This is a genomic window from Lentilactobacillus hilgardii DSM 20176 = ATCC 8290 (genome assembly GCF_000159315.1).
GTDB lineage: Bacteria > Bacillota > Bacilli > Lactobacillales > Lactobacillaceae > Lentilactobacillus > Lentilactobacillus hilgardii.
In genome coordinates this window covers 115460-131746 of sequence record NZ_GG669994.1, presented here as the reverse complement: position 1 = coordinate 131746, position 16287 = coordinate 115460, and the positions used below count along the sequence as shown (strand labels likewise).

29 protein-coding genes are annotated in these 16287 nt (G+C 39.5%); 3 read left to right on the top strand and 26 right to left on the bottom strand.

The window, feature by feature from the left end; all coding sequences use genetic code 11:
* From HMPREF0519_RS07905 to HMPREF0519_RS14595, 7 genes are all read right to left on the bottom strand, one after another.
* Positions 1-684 (bottom strand): DUF4355 domain-containing protein (locus tag HMPREF0519_RS07905; RefSeq protein ID WP_003635305.1); only part of this gene is annotated, 684 nt, incomplete at its 3' end.
* Positions 685-859: 175 nt separating this feature from the next.
* The gene (locus HMPREF0519_RS07900) at positions 860-1825 is read right to left on the bottom strand and encodes a hypothetical protein (protein ID WP_003558773.1); all 966 of its coding nucleotides are present in this window, start codon (positions 1823-1825) and stop codon (positions 860-862) included.
* Complete coding sequence (locus tag HMPREF0519_RS07895) at positions 1822-3447, bottom strand: phage portal protein (RefSeq protein ID WP_003635304.1); 1626 nt, start codon at positions 3445-3447, stop codon at positions 1822-1824. The genes HMPREF0519_RS07900 and HMPREF0519_RS07895 overlap by 4 nt, the downstream gene beginning before the upstream one ends.
* Before the next feature lie 6 nt (positions 3448-3453).
* Positions 3454-4812: a PBSX family phage terminase large subunit gene (locus HMPREF0519_RS07890; RefSeq protein ID WP_003635303.1), complete on the bottom strand. Its 1359-nt coding sequence runs from the start codon at positions 4810-4812 to the stop codon at positions 3454-3456.
* A complete protein-coding gene (locus tag HMPREF0519_RS07885) occupies positions 4802-5506 on the bottom strand; it encodes a terminase gpP N-terminus-related DNA-binding protein (protein WP_003635302.1) in 705 nt (234 codons plus the stop codon). Before HMPREF0519_RS07885 ends, HMPREF0519_RS07890 begins: the two co-directional genes overlap by 11 nt.
* A 54-nt stretch (positions 5507-5560) precedes the next feature.
* Entirely contained in the window at positions 5561-5968 is a 408-nt protein-coding gene (locus HMPREF0519_RS07880) for a dCTP deaminase/dUTPase family protein (RefSeq protein ID WP_003558765.1), read from the bottom strand.
* Positions 5949-6083 (bottom strand): hypothetical protein, encoded by a 135-nt coding sequence (locus HMPREF0519_RS14595; RefSeq protein ID WP_003558763.1) that lies wholly within the window; start codon positions 6081-6083, stop codon positions 5949-5951. The genes HMPREF0519_RS07880 and HMPREF0519_RS14595 overlap by 20 nt, the downstream gene beginning before the upstream one ends.
* Positions 6084-6214: 131 nt before the next feature.
* On the opposite strand from HMPREF0519_RS14595, the gene HMPREF0519_RS07875 reads away from it, so the two are divergent.
* The gene (locus HMPREF0519_RS07875) at positions 6215-6487 is read left to right on the top strand and encodes a hypothetical protein (protein WP_003635301.1); all 273 of its coding nucleotides are present in this window, start codon (positions 6215-6217) and stop codon (positions 6485-6487) included.
* A gap of 142 nt (positions 6488-6629) precedes the next feature.
* A complete protein-coding gene (locus tag HMPREF0519_RS07870; protein ID WP_003554816.1) occupies positions 6630-6836 on the top strand; it encodes a CsbD family protein in 207 nt (68 codons plus the stop codon).
* A gap of 19 nt (positions 6837-6855) precedes the next feature.
* Here the strand turns inward: HMPREF0519_RS07870 and HMPREF0519_RS13885 are convergent, their stop codons facing one another.
* The 3 genes from HMPREF0519_RS13885 to HMPREF0519_RS07860 form a co-directional block, all read right to left on the bottom strand.
* Positions 6856-7023, bottom strand: coding sequence for a hypothetical protein (locus tag HMPREF0519_RS13885; RefSeq protein ID WP_003558757.1), 168 nt, complete (start codon positions 7021-7023; stop codon positions 6856-6858).
* A 698-nt stretch (positions 7024-7721) separates the two neighbouring features.
* Positions 7722-8210 (bottom strand): ArpU family phage packaging/lysis transcriptional regulator, encoded by a 489-nt coding sequence (locus tag HMPREF0519_RS07865; protein ID WP_375711417.1) that lies wholly within the window; start codon positions 8208-8210, stop codon positions 7722-7724.
* 270 nt (positions 8211-8480) lie between these two features.
* Positions 8481-8672 carry a hypothetical protein gene (locus HMPREF0519_RS07860; protein WP_003635300.1) on the bottom strand — a complete coding sequence of 64 codons (192 nt, stop codon included), beginning with the start codon at positions 8670-8672 and terminating at the stop codon, positions 8481-8483.
* 113 nt (positions 8673-8785) lie between these two features.
* On the opposite strand from HMPREF0519_RS07860, the gene HMPREF0519_RS07855 reads away from it, so the two are divergent.
* The gene (locus tag HMPREF0519_RS07855; protein ID WP_003635299.1) at positions 8786-9061 is read left to right on the top strand and encodes a hypothetical protein; all 276 of its coding nucleotides are present in this window, start codon (positions 8786-8788) and stop codon (positions 9059-9061) included.
* Between the two features lie 357 nt (positions 9062-9418).
* On the opposite strand, the gene HMPREF0519_RS07850 is transcribed toward HMPREF0519_RS07855, so the two are convergent.
* From HMPREF0519_RS07850 to HMPREF0519_RS13880, 16 genes are all read right to left on the bottom strand, one after another.
* On the bottom strand, positions 9419-9631 hold the full coding sequence (locus tag HMPREF0519_RS07850; RefSeq protein ID WP_003635297.1) for a hypothetical protein: 213 nt from the start codon (positions 9629-9631) through the stop codon (positions 9419-9421).
* Positions 9606-10322, bottom strand: coding sequence for a putative HNHc nuclease (locus tag HMPREF0519_RS07845; protein WP_003635296.1), 717 nt, complete (start codon positions 10320-10322; stop codon positions 9606-9608). The genes HMPREF0519_RS07850 and HMPREF0519_RS07845 overlap by 26 nt, the downstream gene beginning before the upstream one ends.
* Positions 10319-10615, bottom strand: a complete 297-nt coding sequence (locus HMPREF0519_RS07840; protein ID WP_003635295.1) for a hypothetical protein — start codon at positions 10613-10615, stop codon at positions 10319-10321. The genes HMPREF0519_RS07845 and HMPREF0519_RS07840 overlap by 4 nt, the downstream gene beginning before the upstream one ends.
* The gene (locus tag HMPREF0519_RS07835; protein ID WP_225429013.1) at positions 10612-11436 is read right to left on the bottom strand and encodes an ATP-binding protein; all 825 of its coding nucleotides are present in this window, start codon (positions 11434-11436) and stop codon (positions 10612-10614) included. Before HMPREF0519_RS07835 ends, HMPREF0519_RS07840 begins: the two co-directional genes overlap by 4 nt.
* Entirely contained in the window at positions 11433-11774 is a 342-nt protein-coding gene (locus tag HMPREF0519_RS07830; protein ID WP_003635291.1) for a DnaD domain-containing protein, read from the bottom strand. Before HMPREF0519_RS07830 ends, HMPREF0519_RS07835 begins: the two co-directional genes overlap by 4 nt.
* Positions 11737-12207, bottom strand: a complete 471-nt coding sequence (locus HMPREF0519_RS14675; RefSeq protein ID WP_003635289.1) for a helix-turn-helix domain-containing protein — start codon at positions 12205-12207, stop codon at positions 11737-11739. The genes HMPREF0519_RS07830 and HMPREF0519_RS14675 overlap by 38 nt, the downstream gene beginning before the upstream one ends.
* Before the next feature lie 52 nt (positions 12208-12259).
* Complete coding sequence (locus HMPREF0519_RS07820) at positions 12260-12832, bottom strand: DUF669 domain-containing protein (RefSeq protein WP_003635286.1); 573 nt, start codon at positions 12830-12832, stop codon at positions 12260-12262.
* Positions 12813-13523, bottom strand: a complete 711-nt coding sequence (locus HMPREF0519_RS07815) for an AAA family ATPase (RefSeq protein ID WP_003635285.1) — start codon at positions 13521-13523, stop codon at positions 12813-12815. Before HMPREF0519_RS07815 ends, HMPREF0519_RS07820 begins: the two co-directional genes overlap by 20 nt.
* 17 nt (positions 13524-13540) lie before the next feature.
* Positions 13541-14362, bottom strand: a complete 822-nt coding sequence (locus HMPREF0519_RS07810) for a PD-(D/E)XK nuclease-like domain-containing protein (RefSeq protein WP_003635283.1) — start codon at positions 14360-14362, stop codon at positions 13541-13543.
* The gene (locus HMPREF0519_RS07805; protein WP_003635282.1) at positions 14362-14550 is read right to left on the bottom strand and encodes a hypothetical protein; all 189 of its coding nucleotides are present in this window, start codon (positions 14548-14550) and stop codon (positions 14362-14364) included. Before HMPREF0519_RS07805 ends, HMPREF0519_RS07810 begins: the two co-directional genes overlap by 1 nt.
* On the bottom strand, positions 14522-14644 hold the full coding sequence (locus tag HMPREF0519_RS14590) for a hypothetical protein (protein ID WP_003635280.1): 123 nt from the start codon (positions 14642-14644) through the stop codon (positions 14522-14524). The genes HMPREF0519_RS07805 and HMPREF0519_RS14590 overlap by 29 nt, the downstream gene beginning before the upstream one ends.
* Before the next feature lie 134 nt (positions 14645-14778).
* Entirely contained in the window at positions 14779-15006 is a 228-nt protein-coding gene (locus HMPREF0519_RS07800) for a helix-turn-helix domain-containing protein (RefSeq protein ID WP_003635279.1), read from the bottom strand.
* A complete protein-coding gene (locus tag HMPREF0519_RS14585; protein WP_003558725.1) occupies positions 15006-15131 on the bottom strand; it encodes a hypothetical protein in 126 nt (41 codons plus the stop codon). The genes HMPREF0519_RS07800 and HMPREF0519_RS14585 overlap by 1 nt, the downstream gene beginning before the upstream one ends.
* The gene (locus HMPREF0519_RS07795) at positions 15131-15454 is read right to left on the bottom strand and encodes a hypothetical protein (RefSeq protein WP_003558723.1); all 324 of its coding nucleotides are present in this window, start codon (positions 15452-15454) and stop codon (positions 15131-15133) included. Before HMPREF0519_RS07795 ends, HMPREF0519_RS14585 begins: the two co-directional genes overlap by 1 nt.
* 5 nt (positions 15455-15459) lie before the next feature.
* The gene (locus tag HMPREF0519_RS07790) at positions 15460-15981 is read right to left on the bottom strand and encodes a hypothetical protein (RefSeq protein WP_003635277.1); all 522 of its coding nucleotides are present in this window, start codon (positions 15979-15981) and stop codon (positions 15460-15462) included.
* Positions 15982-16053: 72 nt separating this feature from the next.
* Entirely contained in the window at positions 16054-16215 is a 162-nt protein-coding gene (locus HMPREF0519_RS13880; RefSeq protein WP_003635275.1) for a hypothetical protein, read from the bottom strand.
* Between the last annotated feature and the right edge of the window lie 72 nt (positions 16216-16287).

The window sequence follows — 16287 nt, the reverse complement described above, 5'->3', positions numbered from 1 at the left end:
CTTGGTAATCTTAACTACTCGATCAAGCATTGACTTGAAGTTATCAACATTGTGCTTAGTCGTGTCTGGGTTATCACTAACTAGTGTGTCAACATCTTCGTTAGTAAATTGATAACCAGTATCCTTAAGCTGATTAAGGACCTCATTACGCATATCAGATCGATTCTTTTCAGCCTTAAGCTGGTTATTTTCATTAATGATTTCTTTAATACGTGCCTGTTGCTTTTCTGCATCGGTCATTTGTGCATATTGTTCGGCACTACTTTTCCCAGCTTTTTTACCTTCCTCAATGCCCTTTTTGTGGGCTCGGAATTCACGATCTTTAAGCAATTTATCAACTTCTGCTTGTGTGAATGTCTTACCATCATCACCAGTTTGATTACTATCGGCATCAGATGGCTTACCACCATTGCTCTCCGTATCAGTTTGACTATTTTGATTAGCGCCGTTTAGCGTTGGGTTATTGTCGCTTTGATTAGCTTTAGTAACCGCACTAACCAGACTCTTCATAAAATCATTACCTGATTGACCACTTTGACTCCTTGAATTAGCTTGCGTATTATTGTTGTTATTTTGATCACCTTCGCCACCATCACCACCTTGTGCACCAGGTTGAGATAGGCTACCTGCTTGACCATCATCGGCAAAATACTGTAAGTTCATGTTTAACTTATCTGATTCCATGTGTTGCCTCCGTTTATAGCCTGTCGGCTGTTAATTCCTTGCGTAGTTTAATGTCTTAAGCATGTTTGGGACAAAACAAAAAGCACTCTAAAATCAATTAGAATGCTTGTTACTTTCTATTTCGTTTGCTGTTCCTTTTTCCATAAATAATCCATCAACAGTTACTGTAAAAGTATTATTGGCTTTTGACTGGCAAAATATGAGCAATTTTGGTGCAACGACAATTAGGATGCGAATCATCGGGAATGCTCGGAGAGCTGGCATCATTAACGGCATAGGGGCCATTGTCAGCAATTCCCTCACATTTGTCGCACGCTCCCGGCTGTGTTACCCAATCAAAATAGGCCATTCCTTGAGCCTTAAATACTTGCATGGTGGCACGGTCAAGAACCCGAGCTCGTTCAGTAACAATCACGCGCTTAATATAGACATCATTAGTTTCAAACACCCCAGTTACTGTTTGTGGTTTGGCCGTACGAATACTCGGAAATAACTGGTTGACATCCGTTTGTTTTAATCCGGTTCGCAATGATTTAGCCACTAATGCCTGAACATTGTTAACGAGGTTATCGTTGTATAGCCAAATGTCATTACTCCACTGGCTACCATCAATAGTTTTACTGATGATCTGTTCGGAATTATGCAAGATCTCTCGCTTGGTAAGCTTAGCTTCTTTAACAATATCCGCACCCATTTTCTTAGCCAACCGATTGTTGTTGAATTGCCGACTAACATCCCGCTTAAAATCACTATTCAACGTTTGGCTGAGCAATTTAATGGTGGAAACTGTTGCCCAGGCAATGCTAAAACCGATCAAAGAATTTAAAGTATGGTATCTGTCAATTGGCGCATTCCTGGTATATTCCTTAAATCGGTTTTGAGATTGAGAATCATCATCTATCCGTGCTTGTTTCTGAAAATGAAATAGCCGATGTCTGTCAGCATTTGAATCACGCTTTAAAAGATCAACGTATCTTAATAGTCCGTTAACGCCATATTCAGCAATGAAAAAGTTAAGATGGTCCTCAATATCTTGCAATGCATTTTGATAAAAGTCATGAGATTTCCCATAAACTTTTTGATCATCTTTTAGTAACTTGGCAATATATTTTTTCTCTTGACGTTTATTAATTGGCTTCATTCGTCACCGCCACTGCTATTGTTGATATCATCATTAGATGTGTCATCTTCACTATTGGGATCAAGATATGGATCCGGCATACGTTCTTTGGCTTGTTGTGCCAGCTGATCCTGCTCATCTGCAATCTTTTGCATTTCTTTTTTAGCATCTGGAACATTAGAAAGCGACGCAATGGCTGTTTCTTGGGAAGTAGTCGATTGCAATTCATTAGCGGTTTGAGCCTCCGCCAACAAATTATGAGGAATTGTGAAATTAAATGTATATTCAAGGTTATCAACATCATTAACATTAATTCCTTGTGCTTCCAGTGCGCATGCCCAAATTTGTGTCAATGAACGCTTGAACTTAGTTTCTTTAGCAAGCGCCTTGAGTTTCATGGAATGAATCTTAAAATCGAGAGCTTGTGCAGCCGACGTACTGAAATCAACGTTATCTAGATTAGCAATTTGGGACACCTGATAAATGAAATCAGTATCATGTTGAATTTGATTTTCCTGTAATTCATCGCCAGTTGGTTTTTCCATAAATTCAGCATCAGGAGTTGGTAAAGCTCTCGACTCATCTGAATTTGCCCATGATTTATCCAAAAATAGGTTGAGTACCCTGGATTGCTTAATATCATCAAATTGTTCATCAGATAATTCAGAATTAATCACTTTCAGAACACTAGCAGCAAATGAATCCGAATCATTAGCCTTAGCACTCATGGCTCCATCCAAATCATCAACTAAACTAACCGTATCATCGAATACCCCAAGACGTTCTTCGTTGTCTATAACTTCAACAATTGGCAGTTGAATAAAGGGGTGAGCATTTTTATCATCAATCCCAGTATCAGGATCTGGGTTATCATCAAACGAAACTGATTGCATATTAGTGGCATCACTAGCAAACGGTACAGTATCATTCACTTCAATCAAGCTGCCATGCAATATTTGATGGCCCAATTTGTCAGGCCGGTAACTATATGTGACACCAAATAGAGGCTCATTTTTGACCGTGTTGTCATAGACAATAAAGGTATTTAATGGATCTAAAAAAGTAATATGAGGATAGGCGTCCTTATCCGTGTAAAGGTATAAATACGACCTCCCATAAACGCTTGACCATTTAGACGCTTCTGTAAACACATCATCCAGTACCTGATGTTTTGTCATATCTTGAATAAGATTATTAACTTTATCGCTTTCGCTTGTTTCCTCCTCAGAGGGGTCTTGATATGCAATATCAACCGGCGTACCAATAAAGTAACCATTGAAAGAATCCACTAGTTTCTTAGGCATATTAACAATTCTACGATTATCCGGATCACCATGTGGTGTCGGCTTCCGATTCAAAATGTTTATATGGCGTCCCTTATAATATTGGCGTTTCATATCGTAGATTGGTGCTAAACGTGTTCGATGAGTATTGATCATGTTATACAAATCAACTGGGTTATCTTTAATATTCTGAGATGTTGAATAATGAAAAACATCATTATCATCTAGATAAGCACTACCAGATAAATTAACCGCATTATCATTTGTCCAGCCTAGTTTTGAAGCATCTCTACCAGAAATAAAGGTGTCTTGAATGTTTGGATAATGTTTACTCAGGATGTCATCAATTTTTTGTTTCATAACTACTTAAATACCTCGCTTAAATAATTTAACTTTGGCATTGAGATGTGGGTCAATTTTCAATCCCAATTTACGGGCATTATCAATGGCAAAATACTTAAAAGCATCAACCGTATGGTCATTTTCTTTAATCACTTTGGGATCATCACTATGAACTGTCTTCTCGTCCCATTGATATTGTTCATGCTGCTTAATAAATATTTGATTCTCAGGCGTATCCAAGTAATACACACGTCCCTGGGCCAAGAGTGACGACACATAGTCAATCATCGTTGCTTCATCACTCTTGGCCACACCGTGCCAGACTTCGTTATATTCTTTCGCGAATTCATTTCGTAATGCACCTTCAGCTGAGTCGATCGTACGTTTACCCACTGGTAACTGGTAATTCATTGAGTCCTCAAAAAATTTAACTTCAGGGACCAGGTCACTAGGAGCCTTTTTTCGAGATTGGTGTTCCGGGCTGTAATAGTATGTGTGCAGCAAAATAACTTTGCCCTTTGCCGTAACACCAATGGCTAAACAAGTAGTTGCTGAATTGATATGACCAGCATCAATTGAATAGTAAAGGGTAACCAGGGGATCATCGTTAATTAATTCGGTCAAAGGATGAAACAATTTCATGTTATAAACGTTAGTCCCCAAGCCAATAACCTTCCCCAGATACAACCATTTGTAATACTCCGGGTCGTTCTTTTTGTATGTTTCAATTAAAGTCAATTGCTGTGAATCCGTGATACCTAATTTATCATCTAGGTACGTTGAGGTATCAATAAAGCACTGTGGATCCTGTTCCTGCTTAGCAATCCATTCATTGATCCAATCATATGGATTACGTGGTGGATTATAGCTATAAAATACCTTCACATCGTTAACCCAGGGAGATTTTTGACGAATAAATGTGGGATTAGTTTGGTCGAAAACTTCAGCGCTCTTAAAGTTGGCTGCTTCTTCGTACCAAAGAGCAATAACATTTTGAATGGTATTGGATTTCAACTTTTCAGGCTTATCACCACCATAAAAATAAAACGCACTCCCCGATGAAATATGGGTAATACGCATTGGTGAAACTGAGTATCTAAATTCATCCGTCATGTTAAGCATATCGATTGCCCAGCAAATCTGACCATATACGGAATCTCGCAGATTAACCGTATTTTCCCGAATGCAGACAACGTTCACTTTATGGCCTAACTGAGCCTGCTTCTTCAGCATAGTCAACAACTTTAGGCTAATGGTTGATGATTTGAATGATCCCCGGCCGCCCTTAGCAATAACGTAAGGACGCTTCGTCGTCCACATCTTTTTGAAATGGGGATTAATAACCTGAGATATTTTAATTACTCGTTTAGTTTTAACCGCCATTATCAGTATCCTCCAAATCATTAACGATCAGCGTACTATCATCATGCTGATTAACCTTTTGAATTTCTTTAGCCTTCGCTTCGGCAATTTTTGCCTCAGCAGTTGCCTTACGTATTTGAGCTTTAGATGATTGTTTTAATCCAAGGACATCAGTAATATCTTCGAGTGACTGAAGCATAGCATCAGCCGTTGCCTTCCTGATACCGTGAGTCACAATGTCAGTCTTGGATTCATCATGTAAAAACGTATATGAATCGATTACTCTTTCCAGAGACCAGTGATATTTACGAGCTGTTTCTTGGGAAATCTCAACAATTCTCTCATGAACTTTTTTATTCTTATTAAGCCGAGAACTCTCGCGCATTGCACTTGCCACAGAAGGCCCCATCACTTTATAAGCCTCTAAGTATGCCCGATATAATGGCATTTTTTGACCGCCAACTAGCCATGCAAAGGCTTCTTGCTGTGGATTCAAATCACCAGAGCTACCTTTATTTTTGGGTGCAACCTTTTTGGATTTTGTGCACACCCTTTTTTCAGCTTTGCGCGCACCCTTTTTGGTTGGGGTGCGTTGCCAACCATATCGCTTTTTCCATGATTTAACAGTGTTTAGTGACACTTGATACTTGTCAGCAATGTCTTTGTACTTCATTCCAGACAGATAATCTTTCTCGGCTTGTTCCCGATTACTCATTACGTATCACCACACCTCCATATTAGTTATTTTATGTACCAAAAATCATCATAATTAATCGTTGCGGTCACTTTCGTTTACTACACCACACTCAACAGGCCGTGCCTGAGTATCACGCCGAATAACCAGTTGGCACACCTTATCGCCCTTGTTAATTTGATTAGGTTGATTGGATAAATTAACGAAGATCGCCATAATTTCATCATGATATCCATTACCGATAATTGTCTGAATACATTTAGCGGGCGACTGGATGGTAAATTCTGGTTCTGGCCTAATCTCCGACAAATATCCTTTATTAAGTTGAATAGAAATTCCCAGCGAAACGCGCTTAGTCTCAAATGGTGCAAAATAAACAGTTTGATCAGCATATAAACCAAAACCCGTATCATCTGGATGCACCTTATGTGGCGCAATGGCAGATGCTGTCATCTTCTTGTATTTAAGAAATACCTTTGGCATGTCTAGCCTCCTGTAGTTTTAATTCATTCAATTTACGTGCCCTCAATGCTTTTCGCTTACGATCTTTAACTTTTGACTTCTTGTGACTTTTTGTGTGCTTACTATGTTTACTCATAAATGAATCGCCTCAATACTTTTTATTTTTTAACTGTTATATTTCTAAAAAATGGTTTGCCGTGAGATAATAAAAGTAAATGTTGTGGTATGTTTGTTTGTCGTGCAATTGTTTAAGGGGGGGCATCTGCGATGACAATACTCAATAATGATAAAATTTATCAATTGCTTAATGAGCGTGGATTAGGAGATGTTGGCCCAGAAACTGCTGAAGCAGTCGAATCAATTCTGGGAGAACTTGACCGAAAAAATGTTTTAAGAAAAAATAATAGCAAGAATTATTTTATTGACCGTTCCACCCTTGAAGCCACATCTTTCTTAAGAGCATTAGTTGAACAAAATTGGATAATAATTGCACAAAATGAGAAGATTATCAAAGCGTTAAATGCTTCTGATATGAATTGATCCTATAAAAAGAAATAGCCTTCTAGAATGATATTAATGATTTAAAGCCGGAATCAGATTAACTCTTAGACAAATTAATTGCATTATTCATATATATGCCAGACAATAAGGTTGGATTAAGCATAAAGAGGAGGTGCTATTCATGAGTCTAAAAGATAAAGCAGATAGTACTAAAGATAAGGTCAGCGGTAAAGCCAAAGAAGTTGAAGGCAAAGCTACCGGCGATAAAGCTAGAGAAGCCCAAGGAAAAGGCCAGGGACTTCTTGGTAAGGCTAAAGACAAGATTGCCGATGCTAAAGATGCCGTTAAAGACACTGTCGATGACCTCAAGAAAAAATCAGATAAGTAGTTTTTGATTTGCAGACAAGCTAATTAGGCTTGCCTGTTTTCTTTTTAACTAAATTAAAAACGCCCTCTTTACGAAGACGCTGTTTTAAGTTCTTATCCAGTTGTTTGTCAATCCGATATTCCTCTTTGGAAACGTAGCCGTAGCTAGTTTGCTTCATTGGTGTATACGGATGTTTGCGATCACTCATCAGTACCACCAGCCCTTATGACGGCCGTATTCAATAATGCCAGCTGGCAGCAATATGACAAGGTCTAAAATAACTAATGTGGTCACATTGCCACCTCCTTGTGATATAATTATTTGTGAAGAACTGGTATGACAGTTTTTCAAATTTCACTCATATGATTTACCTTGTGATTTTATATAGCAATGCAATTGCTGGTGAACTTTTGCATTGCTATATTTTGTAAGCGCAACCAAATGTGCTATAATTAGTTATAGAGGTTGTATTGCCTCAGTGAATATCTCTTTAAATATAGTTAGCTGTCTCTGTAGGACGCTTAATAGCGTCCCTTTTTTTATTGCAAAATAAAAGCCGGTGTTTTCCACGCACCGGTCACACTCACAGATGACGTTAACAGAAACAGAGCATCTCGCGTACTTAACTATATTTTCGATAAAATAAATCGTCCGTGAGCTTAAAGCTGCCCGTGAGAATCGAACTCACAACTAATCACCAGATGACAGTCCACTTATCAATTTGTATTAATGGAGTGTGCTAATTAAAGCACAACGTGACTGGCAGGGAATCGAACCCTGCACGGTAAGCTATCCGCCCTCTTCGTACATATACGTTACAGTCACACATCTAATTTTGAAGGGTGAAACTCTTTTGACAAATTCCACAATACCAATATAACTCTTAATTCCGTATAAATAGTCCGATCATAGTCCACTTTTAGTCCGGTTTGAGTCCGATTTATAAATGTGCAAATCATCTAAAAGATACGTATCGGCAAACTGCAATAACGCACTGGGCTTAATATGCTCAAAATAATGTGATCGAGAATAACCAATGGACATATAACACATTGTATCCGTGTAGTTATTTAAATACCTCATACTTAAAAGCTCCTTACCGATACTATCACATCTGCCAATTGCTTCAACCGTTCTTTCGACAATTTGCTGGGCATAGGCTCTTCGAATAATTGTGGCATCAGCGTTATTCAGTTTACTTGGCGATTTAGGCATTCCGTCCATTGCAGGAGATCTTAATTCCGCAATCATCGCATCATAGTTAGTTGAGGTTAATCCACTAGCCCTCAGCATTCTTGGAAATACGCTCCCCAAAAAATGCTTGCAGTTCTCAACTGTTCTGTCTCTATCTACCTGTGGAAATAAGCTGTCCATTTGGTTATCCAAGCCTGACACCCCTTCTAATAAGCTTTAATTAATGTTATAATCAATATTGTCAATTAATTAGCATTATTCGGCTTCCGGAAACGGGAGTCACTTTTTTTGCCTATTTTTTAACTAATTTCCAGCCTCTCAAATTTCGATGCTTTTTGATTGATTCATTTATCTGCCAAGCATACGTCCTAATGCCATCTTATTTTCTTAGCGTCTGTGCCATTGTGGACTCATCCTTTACTTTGTGATATTTTGTATCCTTAACTGCTATAATCATTATTTTTCTCCATATCAATAAAGTTTTAATTCATTTTGCAATACTTCCAAATTAGGAAAAGAGTTGTCAGAGATTAGGTATTTATCTAAATCAACTAAGCGGTAACTGTCCAATCGTTCATCTTTAACCACCAAAAAATTACCGCTTTCAGCGTGAATAATGCTTCCAATATTTACGGGTATATCTTTATCATCAACATTTGCCATTAATAATTTTTCTCCTTAATAAATTTAACTGTTCATATTTTAACATTTTAAATAAAAGCTAATTTTTTATGTTTATCATATAATTAATTCAAAAGGGTATTAGGAGTTTTAACATGAAGAAATCATATATTATAAACTACGAATTAATAAACTATTATCAAAAAAACAAGCAAATTGAAGATATTATTAAGGAACTTGGAGGCGATTATGTTTGTCCACAACCAGGAACCTGGATTATTAAAACGCGTCTTGATCCTATTCAAATTACTGAAGAATTAAAGCCTATATTTAGTCCGCAAGATCATTTACTTGTTTTTCAAATCAAAAATAACTTCTGGGGCTTACAGGAGGAAGGTGTCTGGAAATTTATTAGAAGATACATTTTTTAGCTGTTCAACTTTTTACAATGCTTTTAAAATAAAAGTCAGGTGCAATAGTTATGGAATATCAAATCATTGCAATTCATTTAAATTAACGTTCAAAGTCTAAAAAAATAACTAAAGTGAGACTTTCTAACGGAGAAGTTCAAACTGCTTTTTTAATTGCTGCCAATTTAATGAACCATAATAAATACTACTATGTCATTCACGACGCTGCGTCAACAAAATTTCCCATAAAATGTGACTACACAATTTATGGCACTCCTTTTATTAAGACGGTGGCTCGGGATACTAACTCAAAAGATGATTTATTGAAACCACCCAAATTTTAAAATTTTTGAACGTTTCTTCTTCGTTAGAAATGCTCTATAATTTTTCTATTCGATATTTGGTTCCTTTCACAATCCTAATGGGTTCTGGATAAATCTTGCTTCGTGCCTGCTTGGTGATTCGGCCGTTTAGATTAATATTTTGTTGAAAGCTGGGATAAATCAATTCCAGCTTTTTCATTAGCTCTGCCTTGTATTGCGCCATGGCGTATTCTTTGTGACTATTAATGCCTACTGCTCGAAAACTCATTGCTTTTCCTCCTGTCAATTTCGTTTATTCGCTTCTGGGTCATAACTCCCAGTTTGATGAGGTCCGCTGGCTTTAATCTGGTCGGTCTAACATGATACTTTCGACTAAACGAATCAGCTCCCAGCGTATGAAACTCAGTATGATGTTCGCGACACAAAGCCATAAACCGATGTTGTCGATGATCAGCCAACTTACGGGTTTCCGTCCCCACCGCGTTCCAATGATGAATGTCAGCGTGCTCACGGCCACAGATGGCACAAACCCGGTGGCGGCAACATTCGTACTGGTAATAGGCTTCATCCTTGGGCAGTAGCTCATAGCCCTTCTTGAATGGCACGTGCCATTCAAACATAAAGTCAATCACTAGGTCGAGTAACTGGTTAGCATCGCTAACTGACGATTGAGTGGCGTCTGATAGGCTGATGGACTTACCAGCGGTATAAAACTCATACTGGGTATAAAACAGAGTCTTTAGGAATTCCTGGGGAACTACAAAATACTCAGCAATATCATTTAGCAGGGCAAAGAATAACCGCCGTTGCTGTGGTCGGGCTTGGCGAGGATCGGCAAACGTTAGATCCACCCAAACTTGATCTGATTGGCCGTTGACCGTCTCTAAATGGTCTTCATCGGGTTCTTGGCTGAGATGTACTACCAGGTCTTTACCATGTCGTTGAGCGATAGCTCTCATGTGTCCATAACCTTCTTTTTCTGTTGGGCGATTGCCGCTTTGAAGTCCAAATAGTCTTCAGCTTCTAAATCCGGGTCCCATTCAAAATTTGTTAAAAAGCCGGCATCGTATTGATATAGCACCACCATTACGGCAAAGCGGCGAAAGATTTCCCGACAATTCAAATCGTACTGATTGCCGCCTTGTCGAACGACCATCCGCATTTGATCCTTATAGCGTTCAAGAATCCAATCGGCATGGACTTCACTCTTAGCTAGTTTGAGCATTTCTTCGGCCCAGGCTATTTGATTCATCCTAACGCCCCCATTCGGTGATCCTCAATATCGCTAAACAAGATGGTGTTGCCCACGCCATGATTGGCCATGCGGCTAAAGGCCCGATTGCCATACTTTTCTTGAAAGGCACTCCCAATCAGATTCGAAGTCACAATTATTGATAAATTCTCCCGGTAACGCCAGAGTTGGTCAACCAAATCCAGTGAAAAGTCAGTGGTTCGTTCGCTACCCAGATCGTCAATAATGACAAAATCCGCGGTTGGCAACTGGTGAAGAGTGGCAGCTACTTTTCGCTGCAGATCCGGTTGGGAGATACCGGCTTTTTTATCGGCAATCAATTGCCGCCAGTCAATAAACATGCCGTGTTGGCGGTAATGAGTCAGTTCAAAGATACGGTACATCATGGCCACCGCCAAATGGGTTTTGCCCACACCGGTATTGCCCAACAGCATCGTATGAATTGTTTGCTCCTCGGCAATGCGACTAGCTAACTTCTGGCAGCGCTGTTTAACCATCGCCTGAGCCGCAGTTTTTGCGGTATAATTATCAAAGCGGTGATTAAAGACCTCAAAAGAACTGTAGATGCTATACGCGTTAAAGTATTTCAGGGTAGCATCCTTTCGGGCTTGTTCCGATAATTTTTCATTAGTCGGGGTTGTATGCGTCGGCAGAGGCTCTTTATAACCGCAGTTAAAGCAGGCCCCATGCATCTTTTTGCCAGTCGCTTTATTCAAAATCTTGGGACGTAGTAACAGTTCCCCGCAGTTGGGGCACTGAGTGTCATAGGTCTCAAAGAGCTTGCTGGCAAAGCTTTTCATCATTGAGTCGAGTTGGTTCAAAATGGCTCGTCTCCTTTCTGGGGTGTGCGAATTGGTTCGGGCTTAGCCTCATAACGATACTTCTGCGATCGGCCAAAATCTTCGGAAGTACGGTTATAGTGACTAAGCTCTTCTTTTTTCGCCTGAGCAACCGTCGTAATCGGTGGTTGGTGTTGCCGGTAACTTTGCAGCACCCGATCAATATAGTTATCAGCCGCACGGGCCTGGACATTTCGCCGACCTGCATATTCAATCACGTGGTTCAGAAGGTCAGGAGTAAACTCCTGGGCCCATTCCTGAAGATCTTGTTGGGCAACTGCATTAGGAAATCCCCACAGCTGCTGCCAATTTTCCCACACCCCCGCGTGTGACTGACGACTGTTTAGTTTTGTTTCTGTTTTGTTTAATTAATGTGCCACTGTTTTGTCTCAAAATTGTCTCGGGAATGTATTCCGTTCTGTCTGTTGAATGTACACCTGATTGTTCACTTGAATGTACACTATCTGACGTATAGAGTTGTTTAATGGAATATTTGGTGGCTTTGTGTGGCCCTATAGTTTCAAAATTGATTAGGCCGTATTGCTTTAGAGAATTCCGCGCGGAATTAATTCCAGACCGTGAAAGTCCCGTTAAGGATTCAAGCGTTTTATTAGCAGCGGTGAACCATTTCTGCCAGTGTGCCTTGTTGTTTATGGACATCAGAGCATGCCATAAAGCAATCTGCCCAGCTGACAACTTTTGTTCATATAACCGATAATCATCAAACGCTAGAATCTGTTGCAAGTAATTCACTTTGCCACCTCCTTTCGTTTATTCCTCCCACCCACCACTAATCTTGGTTCTTTTAGAACGGTAAATCTGAATCCTTAACATCAATTGTTCCCTTGCTACTAGCAAACGGATCATTGCTATGATTAGGGAATGGGTTGCTGATTTGTGGCTGATTATTCACAGGGCTTGCCTGACCGGCATTGGGACGCTTAACCCCATTGGGTTGACTGCCATCCGGATTAACCGGATGATAACCGCGAATTTCCAAATAGACTTGCCCCTTATTGTTAGGATTGCCCCACTCCACATCAACTGATAATTGCTTGTTTTGAATTCCCTGGGCAATTTGATTCAAACTATCAATCGCAACACCATCCTGGACCCCAACGGCCATTACCAATGTATTGAACCGTTTAACAGACGTCTCCAAGTGTTCTTGATCCTCATCATCCCAAACCAAGTTTTGGAAACGAATTTGGCCACCCTTATATTTCCCATCAATTACTTCCACATCCAGTGTCAGCATTGGTAATTTGCGATCCTTGGTCTTAGTAACTTGAGCTTTAATCACTTTAACGTTGTATAAGCCGGCTTCCTGAACACTCATACCAAAAACATTATTTGAATCAGTTATGAACAATGACATTTTCTGTTTGCTCCTTCTTTTCGTTTGAATTTAATTTAGTTACTTGGGATTTAATTAGTTCATCGGCATGGATTAACTTCCGATCATCCAACCGGTTCTTAGCATGGTTCCCCTGCTCTGGATCTAAATCAATCATCCGCTGACCATCTTTAACGTAGATTCGGCCTACCACATCAAACATGCTGGTAAACGCGTTAAACGTCTTCTCATTCATGTCAGCTGCATAACGACCACCGCCAGTAATACCAGCCGTCCCATTATCAATTTGATGGGCGGTAGCATAAACTGTCTTGCCACTTTCTCGGAGTAACGTCGCTAAATTTCGAAACCAAAGTTGTAACTTCTGGTAGTTTTGTCGATTATCCTTAGCAGCATTATCAATATTTTCCAAAACGTAGTTTTGTAAGGCTGAGACGTTGTCCAAGGCAATGACTTGATGCCGGTCACCACTAATAACTTTGTTCACCATATATTCAACATAAGCTTGAATCTTTGGCATGTCGCCCTTTTCAAAAACCGTGACATCAGTATCATGATGCCCGATCATGACATTGCTTGAACGGTCAAAGCTAAAAAGCATTTTGTGACCTTGGAATTGATTAAGCAGTGTTGTTTTACCAGTCCCACCATCGCCATAAATAAAATACATATTTGGCATTTTAGGAATTTTACCATTCAGATAGACTTTCATTGCATTATGTCCTTCCCTTATTTGAGCAACATTCTAATTGAAATCGGTTTGGCCAGTCGCTTAGTGTCACGACAATAATCACAGCATTCACAACGATTTGGTTTAATCTCCCCATTCATAGCCTGCTGAATGTGTGGCAGCCGTTTCTGGGCATCATCTAAAGCTGCCTTAAGCTGTTCATCAGGAATTTCCAAGATTGCTTTATCCGGTGGCGTTTGTTTAGTTACGGCTACAATGTAAGGCTGGCAGTCCACCCCAAACGTTTGCTGAATAAGTTCTCGGTAAATGGCCATTTGCAAATCATATTGTCGGTAAGAAACAAAGTCTTCACGAAGGTGATCCACTTCGTTGTAATAACCTTGGTGCAGGTCACGAGTAGTTTTAAGATCCACAAAGTATTTATCGGCTAAGTTGAGGCAGTCAATTTTGCCCTTCCAAAGCATGCCGCCAAACTTTCCGGTAACAATCGTTTCCTTGGTGCCCTGATACAGTTCATTAAATACCTGATCGGCTGTTAGGGCTTCAATCATGCTGTCAGCCGTTTTAAATTGAGCCTTGGGTTTGCCTTTGTTCTTCCCAGTCTTTGCCAGAATTTGCGGATGTGTCTCCATAAATTTAGTATGACTTTCCGGAGATTCAAAATAGCTGTGCAGGTAATTGCCAACTAACAAAGCAGTTTCATCACTAGTGGGTTTCCATTGGCCATTAAGTTCAGCCAGGGTTTCCGCTTCGCAGGTTTGAAATTGTTTAAATCTTGAAAAGGACATGTACTCCCAGTCAGTGCTTGGATCATAATAGTTCTGAGGTGTAAGTGTCAGTGTCTCTCTAACTTCATCCATCAGTAATCCTCCTCATAAAAACCGGTGACTTCGTAATCACTCAGTTTATCTTTTTCTTTTCTGAGACAGGTTAGGAGCGCTCTTTTAACGGTAGGATTGCTTTCTTGGTCATAAGCTCGTTCCAATCCAGCGACCCGCAAGCGTGCATATTTAACTGCTTTAATCCCATTCGCCAGCCTGATATTCATACTTCAATTCCTCCTGTTCTTCATTAATGCCTTCTTCATACCTATCGGCTAATTCGTCGTAATAGGCGTCTTCTTTTGGACTATCTGGATACATGCTTGATGCCTCCTAACAGTCGTTGCAGAAACGTTAGCTTCGGACTATACTTGATGTATAGTTGTTCTTGTAAAGCAAACAATTCATTTCTAGTCGCTTTGGACAGTCGGACCTGTTCAACGCTTTTTGTTTGCTTAAAAGTCAACTGGTTTAAGTAATTCATATGGTTCACACTCCAATGCTTGGGCTATTTTTTCCAATGTTAGAAACGCAATCTTTCGGGCATGTCCATTGCGGATATACGATAAAGAGTTTCTTGAAAGCCCAGATTTTTTAATTAATCCGGTTAGGTTTAATCCCAATCGCTGGCTTCGAATTAAAATATTCTCTGCCAAGACCTCGTTAAGGCTTATTTTTTCCATCAATTAAACCATTCCTTCCAAAACTTCTTTGGATTGGCTTTCCATTGCATATATAAAATGCCAATGCCAAAACCGACGGCACCAAAGATTAAATAATTCAACCAATCAGGTAAAATCCAAATCATCAGCTAATCTCCCTCTTTAATGATCTAGGCAAACGATTAATTCCTGGCTTGCCATGTTTAGCAACGTAAACTTTCCAGGCATTAGGAACTTTCTCAGCATCCCAAAGACGCTTGGTTCCCAAATCATTTTCAATCAATAAAAATTCAGGTGTATCAATCACCGATTTATACAGAAAGGATGCTGACATATGGGTCATTAAAGCTAATCCTTTTACATCAACCGTAACCGGATTAACCTGCAGCCTTTCTTTAACCGATTGCTCAATTTGCTGGTTAATTTGTGCTAAAACATATCGGCCAATTTGGCTTGGAAAATCATTCATAATACTTAACCTCCAAACTTTTGGTTGTACTCATCAACTAATTCTTTAATCTCTTCCTCTGATAATCTGGCAAAGATCATTTTGGCGTACGTGTACTTCAATTCAGCCCCGATCTCCTCAAAAGAATCTCGAAAATGTTTCAATAAGAAATCCGACTGTTCGGCAGTTCGCTTACCTGGATTCATTGAAATAATGTAATCCGCCTCATCTTCCGAAGCCTGTCGCTCACGTTCCTCTTTTTTCTGAGAAGCTTCATCAGCATACAAGTCTTGTTGAAGAATTGGATTGTTCATCATGGAAGGAATATCAAACTCACTTCTTGAGGCACTGAACGCTAATGGCAATGACCATAGTTTCTTAACTAACGATTCTTTGACATCGCGAGGTGCCTTTCGACGACCAGCTCGAATATTGCTTAATTGACTTTCAGAAATGTGAGCATGTTCGGCAATATCAGATCGGTCAAGTGCACTTTTGAATCTACCAAGGTTCAGTGTTAATTGCTTAGCAAACTTTGAATCTTTCAATTTTAATCATCTCCATTTTGAAAAAAGAATAACTGCCCTTTTCCATCTAATTTGGTAAATTAAACTTAAGAGCTATGAAAATAACAATTGTTCCTCAGTATCACAAAGTGATTGATACATAGCGATTAAAAGATCATCGCCATGTCGGTCAATCATTTCTTTGACCATTTCAACGCCCTTTGCTTTTGCTATTGGGCTATTGAGAATTTGCTTAATCATTTCTTGGCGATTCATATGTTCATCTCCTTTTGTTCATTGAAATTTGAATACAATCTCATCAATTTTTAGTGGGATAATTAAGTTATT